Annotated in this window: 18 protein-coding genes and 2 pseudogenes; 7 read left to right on the top strand and 13 right to left on the bottom strand. The window is 72.2% G+C overall.

The features are described 5' to 3' along the window. Positions 1-135 precede the first annotated feature (135 nt). Complete coding sequence (locus OO63_RS04560; RefSeq protein WP_030356614.1) at positions 136-4,176, top strand: nSTAND1 domain-containing NTPase; 4,041 nt, start codon at positions 136-138, stop codon at positions 4,174-4,176. A 56-nt stretch (positions 4,177-4,232) separates the two neighbouring features. On the opposite strand, the gene OO63_RS04555 is transcribed toward OO63_RS04560, so the two are convergent. Then, the gene (locus tag OO63_RS04555) at positions 4,233-4,835 is read right to left on the bottom strand and encodes a helix-turn-helix domain-containing protein (RefSeq protein WP_030356613.1); all 603 of its coding nucleotides are present in this window, start codon (positions 4,833-4,835) and stop codon (positions 4,233-4,235) included. Between the two features lie 89 nt (positions 4,836-4,924). On the opposite strand from OO63_RS04555, the gene OO63_RS04550 reads away from it, so the two are divergent. Both OO63_RS04550 and OO63_RS04545 read left to right on the top strand, forming a co-directional pair. After that, positions 4,925-5,569 (top strand): class I SAM-dependent methyltransferase, encoded by a 645-nt coding sequence (locus tag OO63_RS04550; RefSeq protein ID WP_051810558.1) that lies wholly within the window; start codon positions 4,925-4,927, stop codon positions 5,567-5,569. A gap of 131 nt (positions 5,570-5,700) precedes the next feature. Beyond that, positions 5,701-6,105 (top strand): RidA family protein, encoded by a 405-nt coding sequence (locus OO63_RS04545; protein WP_030356611.1) that lies wholly within the window; start codon positions 5,701-5,703, stop codon positions 6,103-6,105. A gap of 38 nt (positions 6,106-6,143) precedes the next feature. On the opposite strand, the gene OO63_RS04540 is transcribed toward OO63_RS04545, so the two are convergent. Then, on the bottom strand, positions 6,144-8,927 hold the full coding sequence (locus OO63_RS04540; protein ID WP_030356610.1) for an AfsR/SARP family transcriptional regulator: 2,784 nt from the start codon (positions 8,925-8,927) through the stop codon (positions 6,144-6,146). 300 nt (positions 8,928-9,227) lie between these two features. Between OO63_RS04540 and OO63_RS04535 the strand changes: the two genes are divergently transcribed. Both OO63_RS04535 and OO63_RS04530 read left to right on the top strand, forming a co-directional pair. Continuing rightward, positions 9,228-9,770 (top strand): GNAT family N-acetyltransferase, encoded by a 543-nt coding sequence (locus OO63_RS04535; RefSeq protein ID WP_030356609.1) that lies wholly within the window; start codon positions 9,228-9,230, stop codon positions 9,768-9,770. A 72-nt stretch (positions 9,771-9,842) separates the two neighbouring features. Beyond that, entirely contained in the window at positions 9,843-10,103 is a 261-nt protein-coding gene (locus OO63_RS04530) for a hypothetical protein (RefSeq protein ID WP_063750356.1), read from the top strand. A 14-nt stretch (positions 10,104-10,117) separates the two neighbouring features. On the opposite strand, the gene OO63_RS04525 is transcribed toward OO63_RS04530, so the two are convergent. From OO63_RS04525 to OO63_RS04495, 7 genes and pseudogenes are all read right to left on the bottom strand, one after another. Then, on the bottom strand, positions 10,118-11,107 hold the full coding sequence (locus tag OO63_RS04525) for an NAD(P)-dependent alcohol dehydrogenase (RefSeq protein WP_030356607.1): 990 nt from the start codon (positions 11,105-11,107) through the stop codon (positions 10,118-10,120). Between the two features lie 328 nt (positions 11,108-11,435). Then, a complete protein-coding gene (locus OO63_RS04520; protein ID WP_157853942.1) occupies positions 11,436-12,593 on the bottom strand; it encodes a serine hydrolase domain-containing protein in 1,158 nt (385 codons plus the stop codon). A gap of 187 nt (positions 12,594-12,780) precedes the next feature. Then, positions 12,781-13,458 carry a DUF4232 domain-containing protein gene (locus OO63_RS04515; RefSeq protein ID WP_030356605.1) on the bottom strand — a complete coding sequence of 226 codons (678 nt, stop codon included), beginning with the start codon at positions 13,456-13,458 and terminating at the stop codon, positions 12,781-12,783. Positions 13,459-13,899: 441 nt separating this feature from the next. Further along, a complete protein-coding gene (locus OO63_RS04510; RefSeq protein WP_157853941.1) occupies positions 13,900-15,093 on the bottom strand; it encodes a serine hydrolase domain-containing protein in 1,194 nt (397 codons plus the stop codon). A 154-nt stretch (positions 15,094-15,247) separates the two neighbouring features. Then, a pseudogene (locus OO63_RS04500) lies at positions 15,248-17,877 on the bottom strand (DUF6185 family protein). 108 nt (positions 17,878-17,985) lie between these two features. Continuing rightward, positions 17,986-18,120: pseudogene (locus tag OO63_RS46580) on the bottom strand (kinase); the annotation flags it as partial. Beyond that, positions 18,117-18,923: a DUF6042 family protein gene (locus OO63_RS04495; RefSeq protein ID WP_030356601.1), complete on the bottom strand. Its 807-nt coding sequence runs from the start codon at positions 18,921-18,923 to the stop codon at positions 18,117-18,119. The gene OO63_RS04495 and the pseudogene OO63_RS46580, both read right to left, overlap by 4 nt. 175 nt (positions 18,924-19,098) lie before the next feature. On the opposite strand from OO63_RS04495, the gene OO63_RS04490 reads away from it, so the two are divergent. After that, positions 19,099-19,704 (top strand): dihydrofolate reductase family protein, encoded by a 606-nt coding sequence (locus OO63_RS04490; RefSeq protein ID WP_030356600.1) that lies wholly within the window; start codon positions 19,099-19,101, stop codon positions 19,702-19,704. On the opposite strand, the gene OO63_RS04485 is transcribed toward OO63_RS04490, so the two are convergent. The 4 genes from OO63_RS04485 to OO63_RS04470 all read right to left on the bottom strand — a co-directional run bounded on the left by OO63_RS04485 (position 19,694) and on the right by OO63_RS04470 (position 23,276). Further along, positions 19,694-20,908 carry an MAB_1171c family putative transporter gene (locus OO63_RS04485; protein WP_030356599.1) on the bottom strand — a complete coding sequence of 405 codons (1,215 nt, stop codon included), beginning with the start codon at positions 20,906-20,908 and terminating at the stop codon, positions 19,694-19,696. The genes OO63_RS04490 and OO63_RS04485 overlap by 11 nt on opposite strands. Beyond that, entirely contained in the window at positions 20,905-21,342 is a 438-nt protein-coding gene (locus OO63_RS04480; RefSeq protein WP_051810528.1) for an ImmA/IrrE family metallo-endopeptidase, read from the bottom strand. Before OO63_RS04480 ends, OO63_RS04485 begins: the two co-directional genes overlap by 4 nt. 138 nt (positions 21,343-21,480) lie before the next feature. Next, positions 21,481-21,975 (bottom strand): helix-turn-helix domain-containing protein, encoded by a 495-nt coding sequence (locus OO63_RS04475; RefSeq protein WP_051810557.1) that lies wholly within the window; start codon positions 21,973-21,975, stop codon positions 21,481-21,483. A 545-nt stretch (positions 21,976-22,520) separates the two neighbouring features. Beyond that, complete coding sequence (locus tag OO63_RS04470) at positions 22,521-23,276, bottom strand: TetR/AcrR family transcriptional regulator (RefSeq protein ID WP_030356596.1); 756 nt, start codon at positions 23,274-23,276, stop codon at positions 22,521-22,523. Between the two features lie 268 nt (positions 23,277-23,544). Between OO63_RS04470 and OO63_RS04465 the strand changes: the two genes are divergently transcribed. Further along, positions 23,545-25,854, top strand: a complete 2,310-nt coding sequence (locus OO63_RS04465; RefSeq protein WP_078618907.1) for an MMPL family transporter — start codon at positions 23,545-23,547, stop codon at positions 25,852-25,854. Positions 25,855-26,062 lie beyond the last annotated feature (208 nt).

The following is a 26,062-nucleotide window of genomic DNA, read 5'->3' as shown; positions in this document are numbered from 1 at the left end:
TCCGTGCTGGTGAACAATCACGTGGGGGTCGGCACGGGAGCTTCGCGTGACCCGCGCGGGGCCGCCGCGTTCCTTGCTGGGAGCGGCGGCGGCTCGTAGGTTGACACGGTTCATCAACGGAACAGGGGGCGTGGGGTGGGGCGTCGGGAAAAGCCGCTCGATCCGACGGACGGGCCGGTGGCCCGGTTCGCGGTGGAGTTGCGCAAGGTGCGGCAGGAGGCGGGAGCTCCGTCGTATCGCGTGATGGCGCAGCAGGTGGGCTACTCGGTGACGGCGCTGTCGCAGGCGGCCGCGGGGGAGAAACTGCCGTCGCTCGCGGTGGCGCTGGCGTACGCGCGGGCCTGTGGGGCCGATCCGCAGGAGTGGGAGCGCCGCTGGCGCGAGGTGGAACGGGAGCAGGCCGAGGAGTCGCTGGACGAGGACGACGGTGCTGCCGGGCAGTCGCCGTATCGGGGTCTGACGCGCTACGAGCCGGGTGACGAGGGGCTGTTCTTCGGGCGTGAGCGGCTGACCGAGGACCTGGTCGAGCGCGTCCGTGCGTCCCGCTTCACCGTGGTGTTCGGTCCCTCCGGGGGCGGCAAGTCGTCCCTTCTGCGGGCGGGGCTCATACCCCGGCTGCGGCGGGCCGACGACACGGTGGAGCGTCCTGCGGCGCTTCGGATCCTCACACCGGGCGAGCATCCTTCGCGTACGCACACGAAGGTGCTCACGCCTGCCGCGGGGGACGGTGACACCTGGCTGATCGTGGACCAGTTCGAGGAGGTGTTCACGCTGTGCCGGGATCCGCGGGAGCGGGCCGCCTTCATCGACGCACTCCTGGCGGCGCGGAGGCCCGAGAGCCGGTTGCGGGTGGTGCTCGGTGTGCGGGCCGACTTCTACGGCCGCTGCGCCGAACACCGCGCTCTGGCGGAGGTGTTGTCCGAGGCGGGTCTTCTGGTCACGGCGATGTCGGCGGCCGAGCTGCGGCAGGCGGTCGTGAAGCCCGCCCAGGTCTCGGGGCTGATCGTGGAGCGCGAGTTGACGGCCCGGCTGGTGAAGGAGGCCGGGAGCGAGCCGGGGGCGCTGCCGCTGCTCTCCCACGCGCTGCGCGAGACCTGGCGGCGTCGGCGCGGCCGGACGCTGACCTTGCGGGGGTACGAGGACACGGGCGGCCTCCACGGCGCCATCGCCCGCACCGCCGAGGACGTCCACGCCCGGCTGTCGGACAGTCGCAGGGAGTTGGCGCGGCTGATCCTGCTGCGGCTGATCGCCCCGGGGGAAGGTTCCCAGGACACCCGGCGTCCGATCCGGCGCGCCGAACTCGACTTCGGTGACCGCGACGAGGTCGACGCCGTGGTGGACGTGTTGGCCCGGGCCCGGCTCATCACCCTCGACGACGACACCGTCGACCTGGCCCACGAGGCCCTGATCACGTCCTGGCCCCGCCTCGGGGCCTGGGTGGACGCCCACCGGGACCGGCTGCGTGCCCACCGCCACCTGACGGAGGCGGCCCGCACCTGGGAGGAACTGGCCCACGACCGGGGCGCGTTGTACCGGGGCGCCCGGCTGACCACGGCGGCGGAGCACTTCACCGCCGACGGCGGCGGGGGCGCGGACCTGACCGGGCTGGAGCTGTCGTTCCTCACGGCGAGCCGACAGGCCCGCACGCGTGCGCGGCGCCGTCGCCGCGCCCTGTCAGGTGCGCTGGCGATCCTGGTGGTCCTGTCGGTGCTCGCCGGTGCCATGGCGTGGCGGGAGAGCCGTACGAGCGAGCGGCGGCACGTTGAGGCGGAGGCCCGCCGCATCGCCGCTGCGGCCGCCACGATGCGCGATCACGACCCGGTCACCGCGATGCGGCTGAGCGTCGCCGCCTGGCGGCTCGCGGAGTCCACCGAGACCCGCTCGGCGCTGCTCGGCGCCATGACGCAGAACGAGGTGTCGTCCTTCTCCCTCCCCGGCGCCGGGGAGGAGCTGGTGGCGACCGAGTTGACCGCCGACGGGCGGACTCTGGTGGCGGCGTCCGCGAAGCGTGTGCGCACCTGGGACCTGCGGGAACTGCGGCCGAGGGCACGGGTGTATCCCGGGCTCGGCAAGCTGGCCGCGGACGGTCCGGAGGTGACGGTGAGCCCGGACGGCCGGACGCTGGCCGTGGGCCTGACCGAGGCCACGGTGATGTGGGACGTCCGCGCCGGGCGTGTGCTCAGCCGCCTGCCCGCGACCGAATTGCCGAGCGTCACCTTCTCCCCCGGCGGCGAGCGGGTGGCGCTGAAGGTGTGGAACGTGGACGACGGGGACGACGTGGACGACGGGGACCCGGTGGAGGGCGCGGGCGGGGAGCTGGTGCCGGAGGGCGCGGGCGATTCGACCGCGTCGGAAGGGGCGGGCGGTTCAGGCATGTCCGCAGGGGCGGACGGTTCACGTGTGGTTGAGGACGAGAGGGCTTCACGTACGGCGGAGGGTGAGAGGGCCTCACGTACCGCGGAGGGCACGGACGTCGCATACAGCAAGCTCTTCGATGTACGCAGTGGCCGCGCCTTGCTGGCCATGAAGCAGCGGCATTCGTACAAGTCCGAGAGCTTCGCGCTGAGCGCGGACGACCGCCTGCTGGCCCGCTGCGGTGAGGATGGCCCTCTTGAGGTCTGGGACATCGCCCGGCGCGCGCGGCTCAAGCGCTCCTGGCTGACCGTCGACAAGAAGCGGTTCGACTGTGGCGACGCCACGTTCGTGTTCACCCCGGACAGCAGGCACCTGGCGCGCGTCACCAGCCGTGAGATCCGCCGCTGGGACCTGCGCAGCGGGCGCGAGGCACCGCGGGTGGCGAGCCGAGGCCTTGAGGACGTCCGGTTCAGCGCGGACAGCGAGTTCGCGGTGGCGTCCACGCCGGACGGCGTCGAGGTGTGGCGCCTTGCCTCGCCGGACGCGCCGGTGGCGCGCCGTGCCACCGTCGGCAGCGCGTCCGTGGGCTTCGAGTTCGACCGGAGCGCGGGCGCCGTGCGCTACTTCAACGAGTCGAGGACGGTCGTGCACTCGCTGAGCGTGAAGTCGGCGGTCGACGCGGCCTGGCGCAAGGAGTACTTCTCCCAGGGGCGGCTGGCCGCGGGCGGCCGCACCCAGGCCGTCGTCCGGCACGCGAAGGGCGGCAAGGACCTGCGGCTGGTGGACACCCGCAGTGGGCGGACCGTCTTCGCGCCGCCCGTCGAGCCCTGCCCGAGGGCGGCCGAGGAAGAACCCGCGCCCGACCCCGACGACATGCCACCGGACGAGGAGCTGGGCCCGGCCGAACCGGGGGTGGTTTCGCCGGGGTCCGATGAGTGCGCGGACCTCATGTCGTTCAGCGCCGACGGCCGGTACTTCGCCTACGGGCAGGCACGGCAGCTGGGCGACGGCAGGGCACCGGACCAGGATCGGGTCAGCGTGTGGGACGTCCGGAAGGGCCGTGAGCACGCGGTGGTCGACCTGGACGCGGCCGAGATGGGCGCGAGCGGTCTGGACGGCCTCGTGCTCAGCGCCGACGGCTCCCGCCTGTTCCTGGGCCGCACGACGATGCGCGAGACCACCGAGGTGTGGGACCTGCGCACCGGCGGCCGGCCCAGGAAGGTCAGGACGCTGTCGGGCATCTCCGGCGACCTCGCGGTACGACGGGACGCGGCCAGGATCGCCTCCTGGCAGGCCATCGCCGACCCCCGCACCGGCAAAGCCGTGCGCACATCGCTCAGCGGCACCCTGACCAGCGAGCTGGCGTTCAGCCCCGGCGGGCAGTACCTGGCCGCGGGCGACGCCTACGGCCGCGTGACCATCTGGGACGGCACCGGAAGCACCCGCCGAGCCGTCCTGACCGCCGCCGACTCCGACACCGCGCCCACCACGGACGACGACGCGGTCCGCGCGCTCGCCTTCTCCCCCGACAACACCACGCTCGCCGTGGCCACCAGCTCCGGCACGCTCCAGCTGTGGGACGTCCCCTCCAGCAGGCCGCTGGGGTCGCCCCTGCCCACGCCCGGCGACACGATCACGGCGCTGGCCTTCGGCCCCGACGGCAGGACGCTGTACGCGGGCGGCTCGCACGTGCCGTCGCAGAAGTACGCGCTCGACCCCGCGCGTGTGCTCGGCGCCGTGTGCGAGCGGGCGGGTTCGGGGCTGTCGCGGCGGGACTGGCGGACGTATCTGCCGGATCTGTCCTACCGCGCCACGTGCTGACGCGGAGGTCTGGCCGGGTGGCCGTCGCGCCCCGAGTCGTACGCCTCCGGGGCTGATCAGAGGGCACGGTCGTCGTCAGGGCGGAAGCGGGCCTTGATGTGGACGCGTTCGCCCTGGGAGCCGAGGATGCTGAAGAACTCCACGTGGTGGTCGTCGGCGTTGCCGAACCAGTGCGGGAGGTGGGTGTCGAACTCGGCGGCCTCGCCCTCGGCGAGGACGAAGTCCTTCTCGCCGAGCACGACGCGGAGTCGGCCGCGCAGGACGTACAGCCAGTGGTAGCCCTCGTGCGAGCGGGGGTCGGGTTCGCGTCCTTCGGTCAGACCGGCGGGCAGGATGTGCTTGTACGCCTGGAGTCCGCCGGGCTTGCGCGTCAGCGGGACGACCGTCATGCCGTTCCGGGTGAACGGCTGCGGACGCACCCGGGGGTCGAGGTCGGCCGGAGCGCCGATCAACTCGTCGACCGGCACCTGGTAGGCCCTGGCCAGCGGAAGGAGGAGTTCCAGGCCCGGCTTGCGGTGACCGGACTCCAGCCGGGACAGCGTGCTGACCGGAATGCCGGTGGTCTCCGCCAGGGCCGTCAGGGTCACGCCGCGGCGACGGCGCAACGCGCGCAGCCGGGGCCCGACCGCGGCCAGCACCGCGTCGACGTCATCGCTCACAGGTCCACCGTGCCCGCGTTTTGCGTTTTCCGCAAAGAACGTTGTCCGCTTGCCGACGAGGGCGCACCTTGGCGTCGGAGGTGGTCACGATGACCCGAAATCCCCAGGTCGGCAGCGACGACAAGCCGTACGGCACGGTCCAGCACTGGGACGAGATGTATCGCGGCCGCGAGCAGGTGTTCAGCGGTGACCCCAACGGGGTGCTCGTGGCCGAGGCCGGCGGCCTACCGCCGGGACGGGCGCTCGACGTCGGTTGCGGTGAAGGGGCCGACGCGCGCTGGCTGGCCCGGCGTGGCTGGCAGGTCACCGCGGTCGACATCTCCGAGGTGGCCCTGCGACGAGCCGCTGCCGCTGCCGCCGACATCGAGGGCCGGGTGGCGTGGGCGCGGGCCGACCTCACCGCCACGCCGCCCCCGGCGGGCGCCTTCGACCTGGTGACCGTCCAGTACTTCCCGCTCCGGCGGCGGCCGGGCCACGCCGCGCTGCGCGGCCTCCTGGACGCCGTCGCCCCGGGCGGCACCCTGCTCTTCGCCACCCACTCCCCCGCCGACCTGGCCCGGCACCAGGGCGCGGACCTCGACCCGGCCGACTACTACCAGCCCGACGACATCGCCCGGCTCCTCGACCCCACCTGGCACGTCCTCACCAACGAGACCCGCCCGCGTGCCGCCCCGGCCCCCACCGGCACCCACCACACCCACGACACCGTCCTACGAGCACAACGCCTGCCGTGAGCACGCGCTCGCCGCACCCCGCGGCACCGCGCACCGCGTCCTCACGTACCCCGTCGCCACACCCTGCGTCGCCGCACGACACGTCGTCGCGGACGCGGAATGACTCGACCTGCACGCACGTTCGAGCAGACATGACTGATGATCACCGCACCATCACCAACCCGGCCACCCTCCACGACCCGACCCCGTTCGGCTACAGCCACGCCGTCTCGGCACCCGGCGAACTCGTCTTCATCGCCGGCCAGTACGCCTCCGACAGCTCCGGCGCCCCCGTTCCCGGCGACTTCGCCTCCCAGGTGGAACTCGCCCTCGACCGGCTGCGGTCGGCGCTGGAGGGGGTCGGTCTCGGATACGAGCACGTGGTCCGCCTCGGCAGCTTCATCGTCGACCACGACGGGGAGAAGCTGGAGGCCCTCGGCAAGGCGCTGCACGCGCGCTTCGGCGACCGGCTGCCCGCCCAGACCCTCAGCGGTGTCGCCGCCCTCGCGCTCCCGGGCATGCTCTTCGAGATCGACGCGATGGCGGTGAGGCCGTAGCGGAACGGCAGGTGCGGGGGCGCCCGGCTCCTGCCGCTTCAGCGCAACCGGTTCCGGACCCACTCGGCCTGAGTGCGGCGGTTCTGGGACTCGTACAGCGTCAAGGCCTGTTGCCACGCCTCGCGGGCCGCGGTGGCGTGGCCCAGGGCGTGGTGGGTCTCGGCCAGGTTCGCCAGGGTGTCGGCCTCGTTCGAGGAGTCGGAGCGTTCCCGGAAGAGGGGCAGCGCCTGCTCGAAGTACCCGAGGGCCTCGGGGAGTTGCCCGCAGTGGTGGGCGATGTAGCCGAGGCTGTCGAGGGTGGAGGCGGCGTCGGCGGGGCTCGCGTGCTCCTGGTAGAGACGCAGCGCCTGCTCGCAGTGGGTGCGCGCCTCGGGGTACCGGGCGATCTTGGCGTGCATCCAGCCGACGGCGTTGTGCTGGTTGGCCTGCCAGAACGGGTTGTCCAGGCGCTGGTACAGGCCGAGGGCGCGCACCGCGTGTTCGAGGGCGCGCTCGTCGTCGCCGCTCTGCTCCCAGACGCGGCCGAGGGTGCGGCAGATGTGCGCCTGGCCCGCGATGTCGCCTGTGCGCTCGGCCAGGACGAGGGCGTGCCCCAGGTGGTCGAGGGCCTCGGAATGGTCGCCCGTCAGGGAGCGGGCGTGGCCGTAGCGCCAGTGGGCCAGGGCCTTGGGCGCGGGCGTTTCTCCGTGCTGTTCGGCGGCCGTGAGGGCGGTGCGCCAGACGGCGAGGTACTCCGTCAGGTGGTAGCCGCCCTGGTGGTACGAGATGAGGGTCCAGGCCAGCTGCCAGACCTGCCGGAGTCGACCGGTGGCCAGGGCGAGCGACTGCACGGCGAGCAGGCAGGCGTGTTCGTCGTCGAACCACTGGAGCGCCGCCGCGAAGTCGGCCGGAGTCTGTGGGGCGCAGCCGGGCGGCGGGGCTTCCGGCTGGACCATGAACGGCGTGTGGGGGCCGTCGAGGAGCCGGTTGGCCGCGTACGCGCTGTGCAGGTGGAAGTCGACGAGCCGGTCCAAGGCGGGCTCGACGTCCTCGCCGAGCTGCTGGTGCGCGACCTCGCACGCGTACAGGCGGATCAGGTCGTGCACGTGATAGCGGTCGGGCCGGTCCTGCCGCACCAGGTGGGCGCCCTCCAGTTCGGCGAGCAGGGTGCGGGCGTGGGGCACGGGTACGGCCGCGAGGCTCGCCGCGGCGGCGAGGCTGATGTCGGGGCCCGGGGCTAGGCCGAGGAGGACGAACAGGGTCGCGGCCTGCGGGGTGAGGGCGTGGTGCGAGGCGGCGAAGACGGTGCGCAGGTTGGCGGTGAGGTCACCGGCGTAGAGGGCGTCGAGGCGGTCGGTGGCCTCGCTGAGCTCGGCGGCCAGGGTGGCGAGCGGGAAGTCGGGGTGGGTGGCGGCGCGGGCGGCCACGATGCCCAGGGCCAGGGGCAGTCCCGCGCAGTGGTCCAGCAGGGCGCTGACGGCTTCGGGTTCGGCGGCGACGCGGGGCATGCCGAGGTGGCTGGTGAGGAGTTGGTGTGCGGCGACGCGGTCGAGGACGTCCAGGGGCAGTGGCCGGGCGCCGTGGGTGGCGACGAGGGCGGTCAGGCGGCTGCGGCTGGTGATCAGGACGGTGCAGGCGGGGCTGCCCGGCAGGAGCGGGCGGACCTGGTCGGCGTCGCGGGCGTTGTCGAGGACGACGAGCATGCGGCGCTCGGCGACGAGGCTGCGGTAGAGCGCGGTCTGTCCGTCCAGGTGCGGCGGGATGCCGTCCGCGTCGACGCCGAGCGCGTCGAGGAAGCCGCGTACCGCCGTGGACACGGGCATCGGCTCCGCCGTCGGGTCGAAGCCGCGGAGGTTGACGTACAGCTGCCCGTCCGGGAAGCGGTGGGTGTTCTCGTGCGCCCAGCGCACGGCCAGCCAGGTCTTGCCGACGCCGCCGGACCCGCCGATCGCGGAGATCACCACGGTCTCACCAAGCGCCTTGGTGAGTTGGTCGAGTTCGTCGCCGCGTCCGGTGAACACGCCTGGGGACAGAGGCAGTTGGCGGGGCACGGGGACGGTGGGCGACGCCGGTCCGCCCGGTGGCCGGGGCAGGCCGAGTTCCGGGTCGTCGGTGAGGATGCGCTGATGGAGTTCCCGCAGGGGGGTTCCGGGGTCGACGCCGAGTTCGTCGGCGAGCTGTTCCCGGACGCGCTGGTAGTGGCCGAGGGCGTCGGCGGCGCGGCCCGCTCCGTGCAGGGCGAGCATGAGCTGACCGGCCAGGCGCTCGTCCAGGGGGTGCGCCTCGGCGCGTGCGGTCAGTTCGGCGAGGAGTTCGCCGTGGCGGCCCTGTTGCAGGGCGAGGTCGTTGTGGTCCAGCTCGGCGGCGAGGCGTTCCCGGGCGAGGGTGGTGCGCAGCGCGTTGAACCAGGGCGTGTCCAGGCCGGCGAACGCCTCGCCCTGCCACTGGCCGAGCGCCCGCGCGAGCAGGTCCGCGGCCTGTTCGCGGTCCTCGGTCGCCCTGGCCCGCGCGACCAGGTCGCGGAACCGGTGCAGGTCCACGGCCGCGGGGTCGACGGTGAGCCGGTATCCGCCCGGCTCCTTGTCGATGCGCACCCCGGTCTTCTCCAACCGGATCAGTGCCCGGCGCAGTCGGGACAGGTAGCTGTAGAGCGTGGACTGGAGCCGTCGCGGGGGTCGGTCGCCCCAGATGCGGTCGGCCAGCTGATCGACGGAGACCGTGTGGTTGGCGTCCGCGAGGAGCACCGCGAGGACCCCGCGCTGCCGCATGTGACCGATGCTCAGCGGCTGGTCGTCCTCGGTGACCTCGATGTCTCCCAGCACCACGAAGCGGGCCGTCGCCACACCGCACCTCCTGCCCCCGTGACCTGCGTCGTGCGCGCGCCGCTGTGCCGTCAGGCCGCACCTCCGGCGGGCCCGGAGCGTCGCGACGACCGCCGGGCGGTGTCCCGCAGGCCTCCTCGCCTACCCTGGCCGCGCGATTCAAGGTTTGTCCAAGGTTTGTCCAGGCTCGGCCGAAAACCGGCCACGTCCACACCCGCGCAGCGCCGGCCCGGGCCCTCGCGCACCGCGGCCGTCGGGCACCGGCCGTGACGGCCAGATATTCGTTTGCCGCTGGTCGTTCCGGTCGGATAGGAAACGTCCATGCTCAAGGGCGGCAAGGTCGGGCTACGCGCTCGACACGAGGACGACATCCCGATTCTTCAGGCCGAGCTGTACGACGACGTGGCCAACCACTCGCGGGCCGACACCCGGCCGTGGCGGCCGATCACGCCCGGCTCCACGGCCGCCAAGGTCGTCGTGGACGACGAGGACGAGCGGCTCGCCGCGTTCTCCGTGGTGGAGCTGGACAGCGGCACGCTGGTCGGCTCCGCGGAGCTGTGGCACATCGACAACCACAACCGCTCCGCGCACATCGGCGTGACCCTGCTGCCGTCCTCCCGCGGAAAGGGCTACGGCACCGACGTGGTCGCGGTGCTGTGCCACTACGCCTTCACCGTGCGCGGTCTGCGGCGGGTACAGATCGAGACACTGGCCGACAGCGCCGCGATGCTCCGCGCCGCCGAACGCAACGGCTTCGCCCGCGAGGGCGTGCTGCGCTCCTCGGCCTGGGTGATGGGCGAGTTCCTGGACGAGGTGCTGCTCGGGCTGCTCGCCGAGGAGTGGAAGCCGGACTCCAAGGCCTAGAGCGCGTCCGGCTCCCGAGCACCGGCACCACGCCCCCGGCCCGCCCGCGAGCCCTGCCGATACGGTTGCCCCATGCACGTACGAGCAGTGGATCCGCGGGACACCGCCTGGGAGCACGACGACGCCACCTACCGGGCGTACTTCTGGGACCGGTCACGGGCAGCGTCGGACGAGTACGAGGTGACGGGCGCCGACGTCGAGGAGGTGCTGGCCTGGTCGCGCGCCAGGGCGGAGCAGACGGGTTCGGCCTACACGTTGTACGTGCGCGTCGCCGACGCGGGCGAGACCGGTCTGGTCCGCCTCAGCGGGGTGGCGGGCGACCCGTTCGCCTGAGTCGCACGTCCGCCTCACGGTGGGGCGGCGTCGGGTGCCATGGTCAGGACGACCTTGCCCCGGGGGTGGCCGCGCTCCAGATGGCGGACGGCTGCCGGGGCCTCGGCCAGGGGGTAGGTGCTGTCGACGACCGGGGTGATGGTGCCGCTCTCGATCAGGGATGTGAGGGTGACCAGGTCGGCCCGGCGTACGACGGCCAGCAGGCCGCGGAGGTCGTGGCGTGCGAAACGGGTCAGCAGGGCCATCCGCAGCTGGGTGCCGGTGTCGCCGAACCAGCGGCTGCCGCCCTCGCCGCCGACGCGCACGAGGGTGCCGCGCGGAGCGAGGGCGCGGCGCAGCACGGGCAGGGGGCGGTTGCCGGCGGCGTCGACCACGACGTCGTAACGGTGTGAGGTGTCGGTGATCTCCTGGCGGGCGTAGTCGAGGACGGTCTTGGCGCCGAGGGAGCGCACGAACGTGGCGGCCCGGCCCCCGCAGACGCCGACGACCTCCGCGCCGTGGGCGACGGCGAGCTGGACGGCGAAGCTGCCCACCCCGCCCGACGCGCCGATGACCAGGACCCGCTGGCCGGCCCGCAGTCCCGCCTTGGTGTGCAGGGCCTGCAAAGCGGTGACGGCGGAGACGGGCACGGCGGCAGCCTGCACGAAGGTCACGTTCGCGGGCTTGGGGGCGATCTTCTCGGCCTTGGCGAGCGCGTACTCGGCGAAGGAGCCGTCGAGGTGCCCGTACACCGCGTCGCCGGGCGCGAAGCCCGTCACCTTCGCGCCGACCGCCTCGACGCGTCCCGCGCCGTCCCACCCCCGTACGGGATTCCTGGGCCTCCGCAGTCCGAAGAGCGGGCGGATCATCATGGGCAGCCCGGTCATGACGTGCAGGACGTCGGGGCCGACGCCCGCGGCGTGCACGCGCACCAGGACCTCGTCCTCGGCGGGGGTGGGCCGGTCGACGTCCCGTACGTGAAGTGTGTCCGCGGAGCCGTAGACGTTCTGCACGATGGCCTTCACGGTGGTTTCTCCCCGTCGAAGTGAGCGGGCAGGGCGGGCCCGTAAGGGATCCGGCGGCTCGTCGATGGTGCGTGAAGCGTGGCGCGTGCGGTGTGCGGCGAGCGGTGTGCGGCTTGGGACGTGGGGCGCACCCGCCGCGGCCCGCTGCGTGGCCGTCCGGGACCCCGCCCCTGTCCCATTGAAGCGGGAAGCCGCCGCGGGCTCCAGCCGGTGGGGCGCACGAGGTGGCTCCAGGGGCCGAGTGCGTGCGGAAGGGGCCGAGTTCGTGCGGATCGGATCCGTGCGGCGGCGAAGCCGCCGTCAGGTGCGAGGGCCGCGGCTTTGCCGCTCAGGGGGACGGGCAGAAGACGCTCTCCACGGCCTTGCCCGCGTCGACCTCCACGGCGCTCGGTTGGACGCTCAGGGTGAACGACATCGCGAACTGGCGACGGCCGTCTTCCGAGTAGAAGGTCATGGCGATGGAGCCGGGGGCCGCCCCACCCGTGATGTAGAGGTCGTCGCCGCAACGGCCGCGGCCCTCACTACGGGAGCGCGGGGCGCTGGGCAGCCGATCGGTCAGGACGCGCTGGAGTTCCGGCGGCAGGAGCTTGCCCTGCGTGAACGCCCGGTTGAAAGCGCTCACGTCGTGCGCGGTGGAGACCGCCCCTCCGGGCGCCCCAGTGAGGCTCGCGTTGAACCGGTCCACGTCGCGCGGCGTGCCGTCGGCGTCGGGGTAATAGCCGTGGCCGTGCGGCCCCCTGACGCCGTCCGGCGGCTCGGCCATGAGGTAGGTCCTGGTCATCTTGAGCGGGCCGAACAGGCGCGTGCGCAGCTCGGTGGCCAGGTCGTGGCCGGTCAGCCTCTCGATGATCAGGCCGAGGAGGGTGTAGTTGGTGTTGGAGTACGACCACTTCTCACCCGGCTCCCCGGTCCGGGGCCGGTCACGGCTCCACGCCACCAGGTCCAGCGGCCGGTAGGGGGTCGTGAAGTCGAAGACGTCGAACGCGGGGTCCCCCTCGCTCCCGTCCGGGTTCGGCTTGTCGGCGTACCAGTCGGGAACGCCGGAGGTGTGCCGGAGCAGCTGCCGCACCGTGACCTCGTCGGCCCGCTGCACCAGGTCCTTCTCCACCACCTCCGGAAGGAGGTCACCGAGCTTGTCGTCCACGCCCAACTCGCCCTCCTCGACGAGCTGCAGCACCACGGTCGCGACCATCTGCTTGGTCTGCGACCAGATCCGGAAGCGGGAGTTCGGGGGTATCTTCCCGCCCTTGCCGTCCAGCAACCGGGACCCCGCGCTGCCGAGCCCGACGGACCTCCCGTCGACATAGGCCCCGCCGACGACCCCCACCACCCCAGGAGTCCTGGCCAGTTCCTCCATCGCCTTCTGCACGCTGCCGACCCGCGCCGGTGCAGCGGCGGCGGGCCCGGCGGGGGCCAGCATCAGCAGGGCGACACCGGCGGCAAGACCTGCCCTGCTCAGTGACGGACGAACGTTCCCATACGGCACGACGTGCTCCGTTTCGTGATCAACATCCGGAGCCGGGGCAGCTGCCCTCGGCAGGGACCGCTGTGGTCCCTGCGCCTATGGAAGACAGGGGACTGTCGCCGTGGTGTATGCGCTTCTCGATACGCCCGCGATACACCCAGTTCCCCGCGCCCCCCGTCGTCGTTCCCGCGCGGGCCCTGCCGGAGAGTCAGTTCGCCCCGCCCTGCCCGGCGCTGCCCATCGGGCCGACCTTGACGGGGGTACCGCCGCCCTCGGTGACGGGCAGGGTGGCGGCGCCCGGCCACTCCATGGAGAACGACTTCGTCTCGCCGGGAGGGGTCACCACGATGGCCGAGACGCTGACGCCGGAGCCGCCCGAGTCGTTGACCGGGTAGGTGACGCCGAAGGACACCTCATCGCCGTCCTTGAGCGTCATCGGGCTCGACTGGCCGCTGCGCGTGGCGGACAGGTCCCCCTCGCTGGTCTTCAGGTCGACGCCAGCGAATCCGGTCAGGGCACAGTCCTTGCCGGAACCGTTCTTGAACGTCACCGCGACCGTGCCCTCGGTGTCGCCGTCGACGGTGCTGTCCGTCGCGGTGATGTCCAGTTCGTCGGTACGACACTTGTCGGCCTTGGCGCCGGTGTCGGAACCGCCGCCGGTGGCCGCGCCCTGCCCGCCGGAGCTCTGCCCCGCGGAGTCCTTTCCGCCGGAGTCCTTCCCGCCCTCCTGGTCCGAACCGTCCGAGCCCGAACCACCGGACGAGGACGACGCGGTGGACTCGAGCGACGGGGAGTCCCCTGCCGAGTCGTCACCGTCGTTGCAGGCCGAGAGCGAGAGAGTCGCGGCAACGGCCAGGGCGGCGAAGGTGAGCTTGTGAACACGCATCGTTTCTTCCTCAGTCTCGGTCGGGATGTCGGCCGCTCGCTCCGGGGCGTACGAGCCGGAGCGAGCGGGCGTTGCTGACCTGCATGAGCCGCCCGGCTCGAAGCCGCGTTCATCCCAACCGCCCGCTAATACATCCCTGTTACACGCACCGCGAGGTACGAGGCGCACCACCTCGGGGCGCTCTCGGTCCGCCCCTGCCCCTTCGGGCACCGGCGCCGGACCCTGCCCTTCCGCCCTCCAGCAAGGGAAACGGAGCCTCCGCGCGGCGACCCGTGCACCTCGGGGCACGCCGCCGAGGGACCGGGGCCCCGGTTCCGACCGCCATTGGGCACCAGTTCGAAAATGCCGCCCTCTGGGACAGACCTGTAACCCTGTGGATCTTGACCCGGCCGCCCCCGTCCCCGCACTCCGTAGCCGACTTCACGATCCCGCGACCCGCCGTCAGTCCTCCAGGACGAGGTCGACGATCCCGCGGGCCAGTTCGAGGTCGGCGATCGCCCATGTCCCTTTCTTGGTGCTGTAGTTGGTGGCCATCACCACCAGGGCACGCCCGTCGACCGAGCGCACGATCTCCGAGTAGGAGCCGCCGACCTGGCTCTGCCCGGTGTGCCAGGCGACGCGCCGTTCACCGGTGCCGGGGTCCAGGGCCCAGCCGTAGCCGTACGCGGGTCCGTCGTCGGCGTCCTCGGTCGCGGAGGCGTGCGGCGTGAACATCTTGCGGCGCGCGTCGGCGGACACGACCTCGTGGCCGTTCAGGGCGACGTGCCAGTGGAACAGGTCCGTCGCCGTGGAGAGCATGCCGCCGTTGCCCCGCAGGTTCCAGTGCGGTCCGTCGGACGCCCAGGGCTGTTCGTTCGGGCGGCCCGCGGGCTTGCCCTGCTCGTCGTACTCGACGGCGATGCTCCGCCGGGGCCATCTCGGCCGGACGTAGCCGGTCTTCTCCAGGCCCGCGTGGCGGAAGAGGCGGTCGGCGAGGAACTGCTCGTACGGCAGCTCCGACCGTTCCTCGACGATCGCGGCGAGCAGGCTGTATCCCAGGTTGGAGTAGCGGAAGGCGCGGCCCGGGCGGAAGCGGAGCTCGGTGCGGGACAGGGCCCGGAGCATCTCGGCGCGGGTCAGGGGGGTGTAGTCGTCGCCGTAGCGGTCGGGCAGGAACTCGGGCAGGCCCGAGGTGTGCGACAGAAGTTGATGCACCGTCAGGGGGCGGAGGTGCGGGGGCAGGCCCGGGAGCAGGTCACCGAGGTGGTCGCGTACGTGGAGGCGGCCTGCCGTCTCCAGGTGCAGGACGGCGGCCGCGGTGAACTGCTTGGTGTTGGAGGCGATGTCGTACACCGTGTCGCGACCGCACCGGATGCCGCCCGCGCGGTCGGCGAACCCGGCGCTCTCGCTGTACACGACGCCGGACTCGTTCGCGGCGAGGACGGTGACGCCCGGCCCCTTCGGCAGCTCGGCGGTGACCAACTCGTGGATCCGGTCACGCAGTTCGCTGTCCGAGCGGTGCCCCGACTTCTTCGGGCCGCACGCGATGACCCCTGCCAGGGCGGGTACGAGGAGCGCCGCCCCGCGCACCACCGCACGCCGTCCGACCGGAACTCCCTCGTACGCCGCGCTCGTCGGCATGCTCGGCTCTGGCATCGGCCACTCCCCCATCCGGCACTCACGCCCGCCCGGCACCGGCCGTCGACGCGAGCACCACCGCCTGTGGGCGCCCAGCATAGGAGCCTGTCCTTGAGTCCACTCCTGCGCCGCGACGCCCGGCGCGCAGGTCACCTGCGGGCGGAAGCGGGGCTCAAGGGCTCACACCGGGGAACATCCAGGGCGGACCGCCGTTGTCCGCGAAGAACTGCACGATCGTCGCGATGGCCGCGGCCTGCGCGAGGACCCAGGCGAACTGCATGGACAGGTAGCGCGTCCGGTACACCACCGGCAGCAGGCTCAGGCTGCCGCGCCCGGGCAGAAGCTCGCCGCGGAACGTCTCCACGTCCATGCGGACGCCGGTCAGGGTCAGGATGAGCAGCATGGACGCCGCGGCGAAGGCGAGGGTCGTCTGTTCCTCCCCCAGGCTCCAGTTGCCGAGGGCGAAGACACCGATCGGCAGGGCGTAGGCGACGGCGAGCGCGAGTGCTTTGGCCGGGCCGCGCCGACCGGGCAGTTCCTGCCACAGCGCGCCCAGGAGGAATCCGGCCGCCGCGTACCCGATCTGCCACAGCACGAACTGGGTGGCCACGTCCGGCAGCCCGATCCGGTCGTACAGGGTGTTGGTCAGGGCGTCGCCGCGGAGTTGCTCGTCCCAGACCAAGACGGCGCTGAACACCAGGGCGACCGGCTGGGTGAAGCGGGCCGCCCGCACCCCGTTCTCCCACCAGGTGTCGCAGGGCCCCAGCGCGAGGACGGCATCGACCACGGAGACGTCGCGGGGCAGCCGGTCGAGGCGCGCCAGCGGTGAAGTCGGCGCAGACGGGTCTCCATGTCGCGGCGGGCCGCCGTGTCCTCGTCGGTCTGTCCGGCCGCGCCTCGCAGCCCGGCGTGCAGTTCCCGGTAGCGGCGGGCCCGGCCAAGGAGCCGGGCGCGGTGGGTGGCGGACAGGGTCGCGGCGAGCGGCTCCCCTGACCCGCTCGACGGCCGGGCGGGGACCGCTCGGCGCCCCGTCAGGCGCAGGATGCCCGCGAGCGCGAAGAAGTTGAGGAAGAACCACGACCCTACGACCGCTTCACTGCCCGTATACACGCCGATGTCCATCGCGGCCATGACGGGGAACAGCAGCAGGAGCAGCAACCGGTCCACGGCCTTGGGGCCGCGCCGCGCCAGGGTGGTGGCCCGCGCGGTCCGCACGGCACGGCTGCGCAGCACGGCCAGGACGGCCAGGCCGGTGAGCACCCACCACATCCCGAACCACCACCACTGGGAGGTTTCGGTGAACCACAGCAGGCTGCTGCGCAGCTCGGCCTGGTGCCAGGCGCCGTAGCCCCATTCCCGCTGGACGGCTCCGGAGTCGTCGATGACCAGGCGCGTCGGGTCCAGGCGTGGGGAGAGCCAACTGGCGCGGTTCCAGTCCCGCTCGACGGCCGCCGCGTAGCTGCCGCCGATGAGGGTGACGACCGCGCCGACCCCGGCCATCAGCAGCCAGGTACGGGGGCGTTGGCGTCGCGGCCGCCACAGACCGCCGTCCACGGCCACACGACGCACCGCGAGCGCGCCGCCGAGCAGCGGCAGGGCGAACGAGCAGACGGTGGCGCCCCACACGACGCCCACGGTCGCGTACCCGGGGCCGGGCGGCTGCACGAACCGTTCCGGGTCGAGCCCGGTCACGCCGGGCAGCAGGACGGGCACGGCGGCGCCCACTCCGAGGACCGCACCGAGCAGCGCCACGGCGCGGGTCGGCCGGGCGAAACACAGCAGCAGCGCTCCGGCCACGGCGGAGGTCAGCCAGGCGTACGGGGCGTACGCCGCGCCGCGCGCCCAGTCCGGTGTGTTCTCGAAGGCACCGGTCGCAGCGAGGTACACGTCGCGGCCCTGGACGGTGAGCGCGACGCCGAGGAGGGTCAGGCTCCAGTTCCGCAGGTTGGTGACGGCCTTGGCCTCGACGGGGTCCGGCACGCCGTGCCGGGGCAGCACGATCAGCGCGCACCACACCGCCACGACGGCGGCGATCAGCCAGAGCGAGCCGCCCACGGCGCTGTACACCGCGTATGGCGGTGAGTCGTCCAGGGCCGCAAAGGCGCGGGGCCAGGCGGGCTCGATCCCGACCTCGACCGAGGGGGCTCCCTGGGCACGGGCGGGCCGCCACACCAGCGCCCCGCCGTCCTCCTTCGTGGTGGCACGGGGCTCGGCCGAGCGGGCGCCGGGGCGGCCGGGGTCCACGGTGACTTCGTGCCACCGGGCCTGCCCCAAGGTGTCGGGCGGGGTCAGCCGGACGTCCCAGCGGGTCCTGCTCACCTCCAAGGTCCAGGGCCCGACCGCGACGGTGCCGCGCTGGGCGACCCAGGCGTGGGCAGACAGGCGGACCTCCAACCACCGCTTGTGGGACGACTCCTCACCGGAGGGGGCGGTCGCGGGCTTCACCGCGGGGTCCTTGACCCGCCACTCCTCCCAGCGGGTCTCCACGCCGTCGTGGTCTCCCCTGGCCAGGCAGCGCATGGCCCGCCGGTACCTGTCGGATCCGGTGCTGAGCAGCAGGTGCGCGGCCGGTCTCCAGGACATGGGGACCGTGAGCGTCATGGTGGCGGAGGCCTTGGCGTAGGTGCGGTCCTCGTGGTCGATGCGCAGATGTGCCTCGACGGTCGCCGTGCGCAGCCCGCGAGCGTCGCAGGAGCCGTCGGATGCCGACGACGACACCACGGCGTACGCCTCCGCCACCACGGAGCCGGAGAGGAGCCCGACCAGGAGCACGGAGAAGAGGCCCCTCAAGCACCACGCCATGCAAACCCCCGACACCGTCTCGCCAGGCCTCCGCACAGCCTGGCGGTGCACGCCTCGCCCTGCCATACGTCAGGAGGGATCGAACACGGGCCGAACGACGGGAAGGCAGACGATCGCGAGGTTGCGTCCGAACTGCTCGCGCAGGCCGGACGCGACGGACGACTTCCCCGAGGCGCTGTTGCCCCGGAGCATGATCAGGCGTGTGTCCTCGGTCCCGGCCCTCTGCGGGTCGCTCCGGGTCACGTCTCGTCGATGCTCAGCTCCGTCCGGGTCCGGTAGAGGTGGTCCCAGTCCATGAGGAGGCGGAATCGCCGGTGTGCCTCCAGCCGCTCCGTGTCGGCCGGTTCCTCTCCGCGCCGCACCCGGGCGTCGCCGGACTCCACGAGTTCCGTCAGGGCGAGGCGGACGTCGTCGGCGTCCTTGCCGGTCGCGGCTGCCAGGCGGTCCAGGGAGGTGAGGATCTCCTCCGGTTCGCCCAGGTCGTCGGCAAGGTGGCTGATGAGTTGGTCGACGAGTGGCCCGGTGCGTGCCGACCACCGCATCCGGTCGAGTCGCTCGGTGAGTTCGGCGTCCAGGGGCAGCAGGTCACTTGGCAGTGGCAGGACGGCGGGCATCGACCACCGGAGGCCGTCCGGCGTCTCCTCGCGGCTTGCGATGCCCCACGTCAGGTAGAGCTCGGACAGGTCCCGCACGGTCGTGGGCACCGGGAAGCCGGCCGACCTGAGCATGGCGCCGAAGTTCTGCCAGTGGTTCGCCTCGAAGGCTTCGCGTCCCTCCGGCGCCTCCTCGTAGTCCCACTCCGTATCGGGCCACGAGAACGTGAGCGCGCCGTCGAGGTCGCCGCCGATCATGTCCCAGTGGCCGTCGAGGACCTCTTGCAGGACGTCGTCCAGAGAGCCGGTGAAGCCGGGCTGGCTCGCGGTCGAGATCAGCATCGTCAGCGGGAAGCCCTGGCGGGGCAGGACGTGTTCCCAGCCCGTGGCCCACCAGTCGTTGTGCATCGCCATGTCCCGGCGCGGCGCGGGCACAGACGGGTTCTCAGTCATCCGCAGCTCTCCTCGCAGGACGGCCAAACGCTCGTAGCGTACGCATCGGGGTGCCGCGGGGGCGCAAGAGCTGGCGCCGGTCACACTATCGAGTCGGCGCCGCGGTACGGCGCGGCCGATGAGTTTGTGGCTCCCGGACCGTCCAAGCTCGTGACACCCAGGAAAGGACATCGCCATGTCGGAGCTTCTCGTCGACTTCATCACCTCCCTCGACGGCCACGCGTCGGGAAAGGGATGGCCCGGGTTCTGGGGCCTCGAGGGTCCGGAGTACCTCGCGTGGCTCGGTGAGCAGCCCGAGGTCACCTATCTGATGGGAGCGAACACCTACCGCCTGATGTCGGGCTTCGCCGCAGGCGAGGTCCCGGACGGACAGGACGAGTTCAGGCCCGAGGAAGAGGCGTCCGTCGACGAGCTCACACAGGCGCCCAAGGTCGTGTTCTCCTCCTCCCTCGAGGAGCCCCTGACGTGGGCCAACTCCACGCTCGTCCGCGACGACGCCGTCGAGGCCGTCCGCGCCATGAAGGCGAACGGCTCGGGGCTCCTCAGCACGATCGGCAGCCTCGCCCTGTCCCGGTCCCTGCTGAGGGCCGGACTCGTCGACCGCTTCCGGGTCGTCATGTTCCCGGTGATCACCGGTGCCACCGGTGAGGAACGCATCTACGACGGCTATCCGGACGTCGCCCTCGACATGACCGAGCACCGCACGTTCGACGGACGGATCCAGCTGGTCGAGTACAAGCCTCGCGTGCTCGAGCGCCCGCCGCTCGACGTCACCGCGTGACGTCGCCCCGGGCCAGGGCTGCGGCGACCTGAGGGCTGCGCTCCATGGCCTCCGCCACCGTGACCAGCCAGTCGATCTCGTCGGCGAGCCCGGAGCCCTCGGGGCCCGTGGCGGTGGGCGGCGCGCCCTGGTGATCGGGAACTGTGTGCCGGCGGCAGGATCGGACCATGGAGGCGAGCCGGGTCGCCTCCTGCACCGCCAGGACCTGGCGGGCGCCGAGTCCGGCCGCGCGGCCCAGCTCTCCGGCGACGCGGACGGCGCCTGGGTCGGCGTACGGGCGCAGCGCCAGCTGGCAGTCGCGGATCTCGATGACTTGGCGGTAGACCTGGAACTCCAGCCAAGAGGGGCGCAGCCGGCGCCAGAACCCGTCGGCGCAGGCGGGCAGTTCGATGGTGGGGGCGAGCTCGTGCAGCGCGTTGCGCAAGGGGCGTAGCCGTCGGTACTGGCGCCGGGCGCGCAGGTGTCGGCCGGGGGCGCCGAGGACGGGACCCCAGCCGGGCAGGGTCCAGCCGACGTACACGATCAGCGCTCCGAGGTTCCCGAGCACGTGCAGGGCGGGCTCCATCGCGTCCGGGTCCAGCGACAGGGCCGCCAGGGCGATGCCGACGGCGCGGCTCAGGCTGACGGAGAGGGTCAGCCAGGAGCCGAGGGCGACGAGGTACAGGCCGCGCCGCAGCCACAGGCGGTGGGAGATCTTGGCGTAGCCGTGACTCAGCCGCGCGACGGCGACCTCGCCCCAGACGAAGTACAGGGAGTAGACCGAGAGGAAGACGGCCAGGGGCGGGTTGTCCACGTAGTGCAGCGCGAAGTCCTCCGGGCGCCGCTCGGACGGCTCGGCCAGCGGGAAGAGCGTGAAGAGCGCGAGCAGGACGAACACGGCGGAGAGCACGCGGGGCCGGGCCCTGTGGCGGGCGGCGCCGTGCGGGTGGGCCCAGAAGATGAGGACGAACTGCTGGCCGGCCAGGCCGAGCACGACGCAGCTCATCGCGACCAGGGCCGCGGCGTTGGGGAAGCCGAGGAGCCGGTCGACGGGGACGTACACCCGGGGGTGGGCGACGGTGTAGGCGATGGCCGAGAACAGCAGCGTGCCGCACAGGGCGACCAGTGCGTAGTCGCGGGGGGCCTTGCGCAGTGCGGTGAGCTTGTAGCCGAACGCGAGCCAGGCGGCGGTGGCGCCCGCCGAGTGGAGCGCGTACGCGTTCACCGCGGCTCGTCGGGGGCGTGCCGCAGCGAGCGGTCGAGGCGCTCGATGACGTCGGCGGCGCCGGAGGGCACCGTCCAGGTGGGTTCCCGGGTCCCGCGGTGGACTTCCTGGAGGATGAGGGAGGCGATCACCTCGGCCTCCTGTTCCTCCACGCTGCCGCAGTGCGAGCGCTGGAGCACGCGCCGCACCATCCCGGGATCCAGGGTGGGCAGGACCGCGCGGGAGGCCTCGTGGCAGGCCTCGCCGCTGGGCTGGTGGTCGCACAGCACATGGCCCAGTTCGTGGGCGATGATGTGCTCCTGGTGCAGCGCGCTGGTCTCCTGCTCGTAGAAGACGTAGTCGGTGCCTGCTGCCGCGACCCACAGGCCGTAGGGCCCGCCCGGTGGCAGGGCGACCGGTGCGAGGCGGATCGGGCGGCCGGTGCGGTGGGACACGCGGTCACAGAGATCCTGGATCGTCAGCGGGCCGGTGAGGGCGAGGCCGCGGACGAGAGCGCGGCATCGGCGGTTCAGCGCTCGTGAGCTCAACGTTGCTTTCCCCCGATTCGATGGAAGTCCGCGGTGGCGCCGCTGTCAGGACTCCGAGGTGTCCTGCGGCGCCGTGGTGTCCCGTGGCGGCTCCTGCGGTGCCGGTGGCTGCTCCGGGTCCGGGTCGCGCGGGAGTCCTTCGAGTTCCCGCACCCGCTCGATCACCTCGTTGATCGAGCTGAGCGTCTGCGGGGACAGCCCCACGGTACGCAGAGCAACCTGCTGCACCTGGGCGTCCCGCAGGGCGTTGAGGAGCTTGAGGTCGGCCTCGACCTTCCGGGACACGTCGTCGTCGAAGAAGTAGGCGGGCGGAACGCCGAAGAAGCGTGCCAGTCCCTCGATATGACGCAGGGTCGGGTTGTCGCGTTGGCCTCTGCGCAGCAGCCAGATGTAGCTCCCGGAGATCGGGACGCCCTCGGCCGTGATGGCACGCGCGACCTCCTCCGAGCTGTAGGGGGCCCGGCCCGCCGGTACGACCGAGGCGAAGAGGTGGTCGAGCTTGGCCGCCAACGTGCCTGCCGCATCGGGTGCACCGGTCACGGCCACGCCTCCATCCCGTCGGGCCTGGAACGGCCTCTGCTCCTGTGGGTCCCGCTCATGGGGATCCCGACTCACGTGGATCCTGACTCATGTGGATCCTGAACTGCCTTGCATCCTATGCCAGTTGACACCCACGATCGGGGCTGCCTAAAGTCCCCGGCATCGGGGGAGTCGACTCGTGTGAGATGGGAAGGGCAGACCATCGCACATGAGTCGACACCGAAGCGCCGACGGGTGACCCACGCGCCTGCCGACGATTCCGCGCGGCGCTCGCCGCCTGCCCCTTCACGGCACCCCGGCTCGCGTACCCCCTCAGGAGCGGGCACGTCCGTTCTGCGGGACTTGTCCCGTCGACGGGACAGCGCATATCCCTCTTTATGCAGGTGAATCAGGCGCACCCTCGCGGCGACTCCCGGGCCTCAGGCCGACCCAGTCCCACTCGATGCGGGCTCACAGGCGGACTCCCCCGCACGCACCCTTCTAGGGTCCGTCAAGGGAACTTTCGCCCGCGGAAATACGAGTTGGCGCTATGCCTCTGTTTGGCGTCATGCCTCTGTTTCCGCGCACGACTCCGCCGCCGGTATGCGGCGGTGCACATCAGCGAGCATGTTCCGCATCGACAGCCGGAATATCTCCTCCTGGTGCTCGCCCAGGAACCCCGTGTGTCCGAAGACCTCCAGGACGACCAGGCCCGTCAAGTGCCCCCAGCCGCTCAGGAGGAGGGACGTCGCCGGGGGCGGCAGGTCGCCCATGCCGTCCGGAGGCAGGTGCCCCAGGAACGCCTGGAGCGAGGGCGAGAGCGCGGGGGTGTCGGCCGCGGCGAGCTGCTCCCAGGTGAAGCCGTCGAACATCGCGGCCTGGAAGATCGCGCTCATGCGGCGCACCGCCTGCGTGGTGGGGCCCTCGGCGGGCGCCGCGTAGTCGCGCAGGGGCGCCCCGTAGAGGAGTTGGAACCTCTCCGGGTGGGCGATGGCCCAGCGACGGTACCCCTCGGCCGCCACCACGAGGCGCGGCACGTCCGCGTCGTCCCCGGCGGCGTCGACGGCCTCCTGCACAGCCGCGGCCACCTCGTCGTACGCCTTGGCGATGAGGGCCGTGACGAGGGCGTCCCGGTTCGGGAAGTAGTGGTAGAGCGCCTGCACGGTCATGCCGAGGTCGCGGGCTATCGCACGCAGGGACATGGCGTGGGGGCCGTGCTCGGCGATGTGGCCCTCGGCGGCCTCGAGGATCTCCTGGGTGGCGGCGGCCCGACGCCGTTGGCGCAGCGTGGGCGGGGTCACCGCGGGGGTGTCTGCGGACATGTGGTGACCGTACGACGGCGGGCACTCGCAGGGCAGCACATACGTGCGAGGTGTGAGGAAAATCTAACACTGCCAAATTTTCTGTGTCCTCGCTAACGTCGTTTGCGGCGCGAGGGGTTCGACATCAGGCCGCTCGCCGCCACCGACGGGGAGCCCGCGCGCGGCGCCCCGCCCCACTCCCCTCATCACCCGTGCCCGTTCCGGGCTCTTTGGTTGGCTTTTGTCGACTCTTGTCGGCGTTACCGCACTTATGCGAAGGAGACCTCGCGTGTTTGACCGCCTGGCCGAACTGGCGATTCGCCGCTCACGGCTGATCCTCATCGTCGCCGTCGTGGCTGTGGCCCTCATGGGTGCCGTCGGCAGCGGCGCGTTCACCAAGCTGAAGGGCGGCGGGTTCGACGACCCCGCCTCCGAGTCCACCCGGGCCGAGAAGGTCATAGAGGAGAAGTTCGGCGGCGAGACGAACCTGATCCTGCTGGTCCGCGCCGACAAGGGCCGGGTCGACACCCCGGCCGCCCGGGACGACGGACGGGCGTTGGTGGCCGACCTCAAGAAGGATCAGCATCTGGAGAACGTGGTCTCGTACTGGGACACCAAGAGCCCCACGCTCCGGTCCGAGGACGGCCGCGAAGCCATGGTGCTCGCCCATGTGAAGGGCGACGCCAGTGAGTTCGAGAAGAACTCCAAGAGCGTCATCGACGACTACACCGGTGCTCACGACGGCGGGCTCAGCGTGCGCGCCGGAGGCGGAGCCGCGGTCAGCAACGACATGGCGAGCCAGGTGGTCGACGACCTCCTGCTCGCCGAGGCCATCGCCATCCCGCTGACCCTCGTGCTGCTGCTGTTCGTCTTCGGCAGCGTGGTCGCCGCCCTGCTGCCGCTCGCCATCGCCATCTTCGCCATCGCGGGCTCCTTCGCCCAGCTCAGCATCCTCGGGGGCATCACCGACGTCTCCAACACCGCGACGAACCTCACCACGGCCCTGGGCCTCGGACTTGCCATCGACTACGCCCTGTTGATGATCAGCCGCTTCCGGGAGCAGCTCGCGACGGGCGCGAGCGTGGACGACGCCGTCCGCAGGACGGTGCACACGGCGGGCCGCACCGTCGCGTTCTCCGCCGCGACCGTCGCGGCCGCGCTCGCCGCGCTCCTGGTGTTCCCGCAGTACTTCCTGCGCTCGTTCGGCTACGCCGGAGTCGGTGTCGTCGCCGTCGCGGCCCTCGGCACCCTGTTCGTGATGCCCGCGCTGCTCGCCGTCCTCGGGCACCGGGTCAACAGCGGGAAGCTGCCGTGGCCGAAGGCGCGCCGCGCCGACGGCCGGGCGCCGCTGTGGGGCAGGCTGGCCAGGACCGTCATGCGCCGTCCCGCGCTCACCGCGCTGCCCGTCCTCGCGGTCCTGCTGGTGGCGGCCAGCCCGCTGCTCGGCATCACCTTCGGAACTCCGGACGAGCGGGTGCTGCCCGAGGACGCGCAGAGCCGCCAGGTCTCGGCGACCCTGCGGGAGAACTTCGACGGCAACGACGACGCGGCCCTGCACATCGTCATCGACCGGCCCGTGGCCAAGGGCGCGCTGGCGACGTACGCGACCGATCTTTCCGGTCTCGACGGTGTCGCCCGCGTCGAGACCGGCACGGCAACGTACGCCGACGGACAGGCCAAGGCGGACAGCCCCGGCAACGGCTCCCTCAGCCGCGCCGACGCGCAGCGGATCACCGTGGTGAGCGACCTGGAACCGAAGTCGGACGCGGCCCAGAGTCTCGTCAAGGACGTCCGGACGCTCGCCCCGCCCGCCGGTTCCGACCCCCTGGTGGGCGGCGTCGACGCCGAACTCGTCGACTCCAAGGACTCCATCGGGGGTCTGCTCCCGGTCGCCATCGGCCTGGTCGTGCTCACCACGTTCGTCCTGCTGTTCCTGTTCACCGGCAGCGTCGTGCAGCCGCTGCGGGCCCTTGTCCTCAACATGATCAGCCTGGGGGCGACCCTCGGCGTGATGACCTGGATCTTCCAGGACGGCAACCTCTCCGGTCTGCTCGGCTTCACCGCGCAGCCGATGGAGCTGGCGATGACGGTCCTGATGTTCTGCATCGCCTTCGGCCTCTCGATGGACTACGAGGTGTTCGTCACCAGCAGGATCAAGGAGCTCCACGACCAGGGCGCGGACAACGAGACCGCGGTGACCGACGGCCTCGGGCACACGGGTCGCATCGTGAGCGCGGCGGCCTGCCTGCTGGCGGTGAGCTTCCTCGCCTTCGGCACGGCCAAGCTGAGCTTCATGCAGATGTTCGGCCTGGGCAGCGGCCTCGCCATCCTCATCGACGCCGTCGCCGTGCGCGGTGTGCTCGTGCCCGCCGCGATGCGGCTGCTCGGCCGCTCCGCCTGGTACGCGCCCGGCTTCCTGCGGACGTTCCACGGGCGGTACGGCCTCAGTGAGGCGGGCCCGGAGACCACGTCCGTGCCGGCGCCGTCGGCCGGGACCGGCGTCGGGTCCGAGGCCCGGACCGAGTCCGATTCCGATTCCGAGTCCGATCCCGAGCCCAATTCCGAGGCCGCGGCGAAGTCGCCCTACGTACGGAACTAGACGCGGCGCTGCCGGGGTCGCGTCGTCCCCGACGCCCCCCGGCAGCCCGTTCCGCCCTCCCCCGAGCACACCACGCGTCCCACCCTCGCGTTCCAGGCACCTAGCGTTCCCGCAGGTCAAAGCCTCTTTTCTCGTTCCAGTGTCCCGAACTGCCCCATTTTCCTGGCCGTTGGGGCGGATCACCCGACAAGCTCGTTCCGTGCTCGTC

Origin of the sequence: Streptomyces alboflavus (genome assembly GCF_000716675.1) — a bacterium.
Classification (GTDB): domain Bacteria; phylum Actinomycetota; class Actinomycetes; order Streptomycetales; family Streptomycetaceae; genus Streptomyces; species Streptomyces alboflavus.
This window is presented reverse-complemented; position numbering and strand designations above follow the sequence as displayed.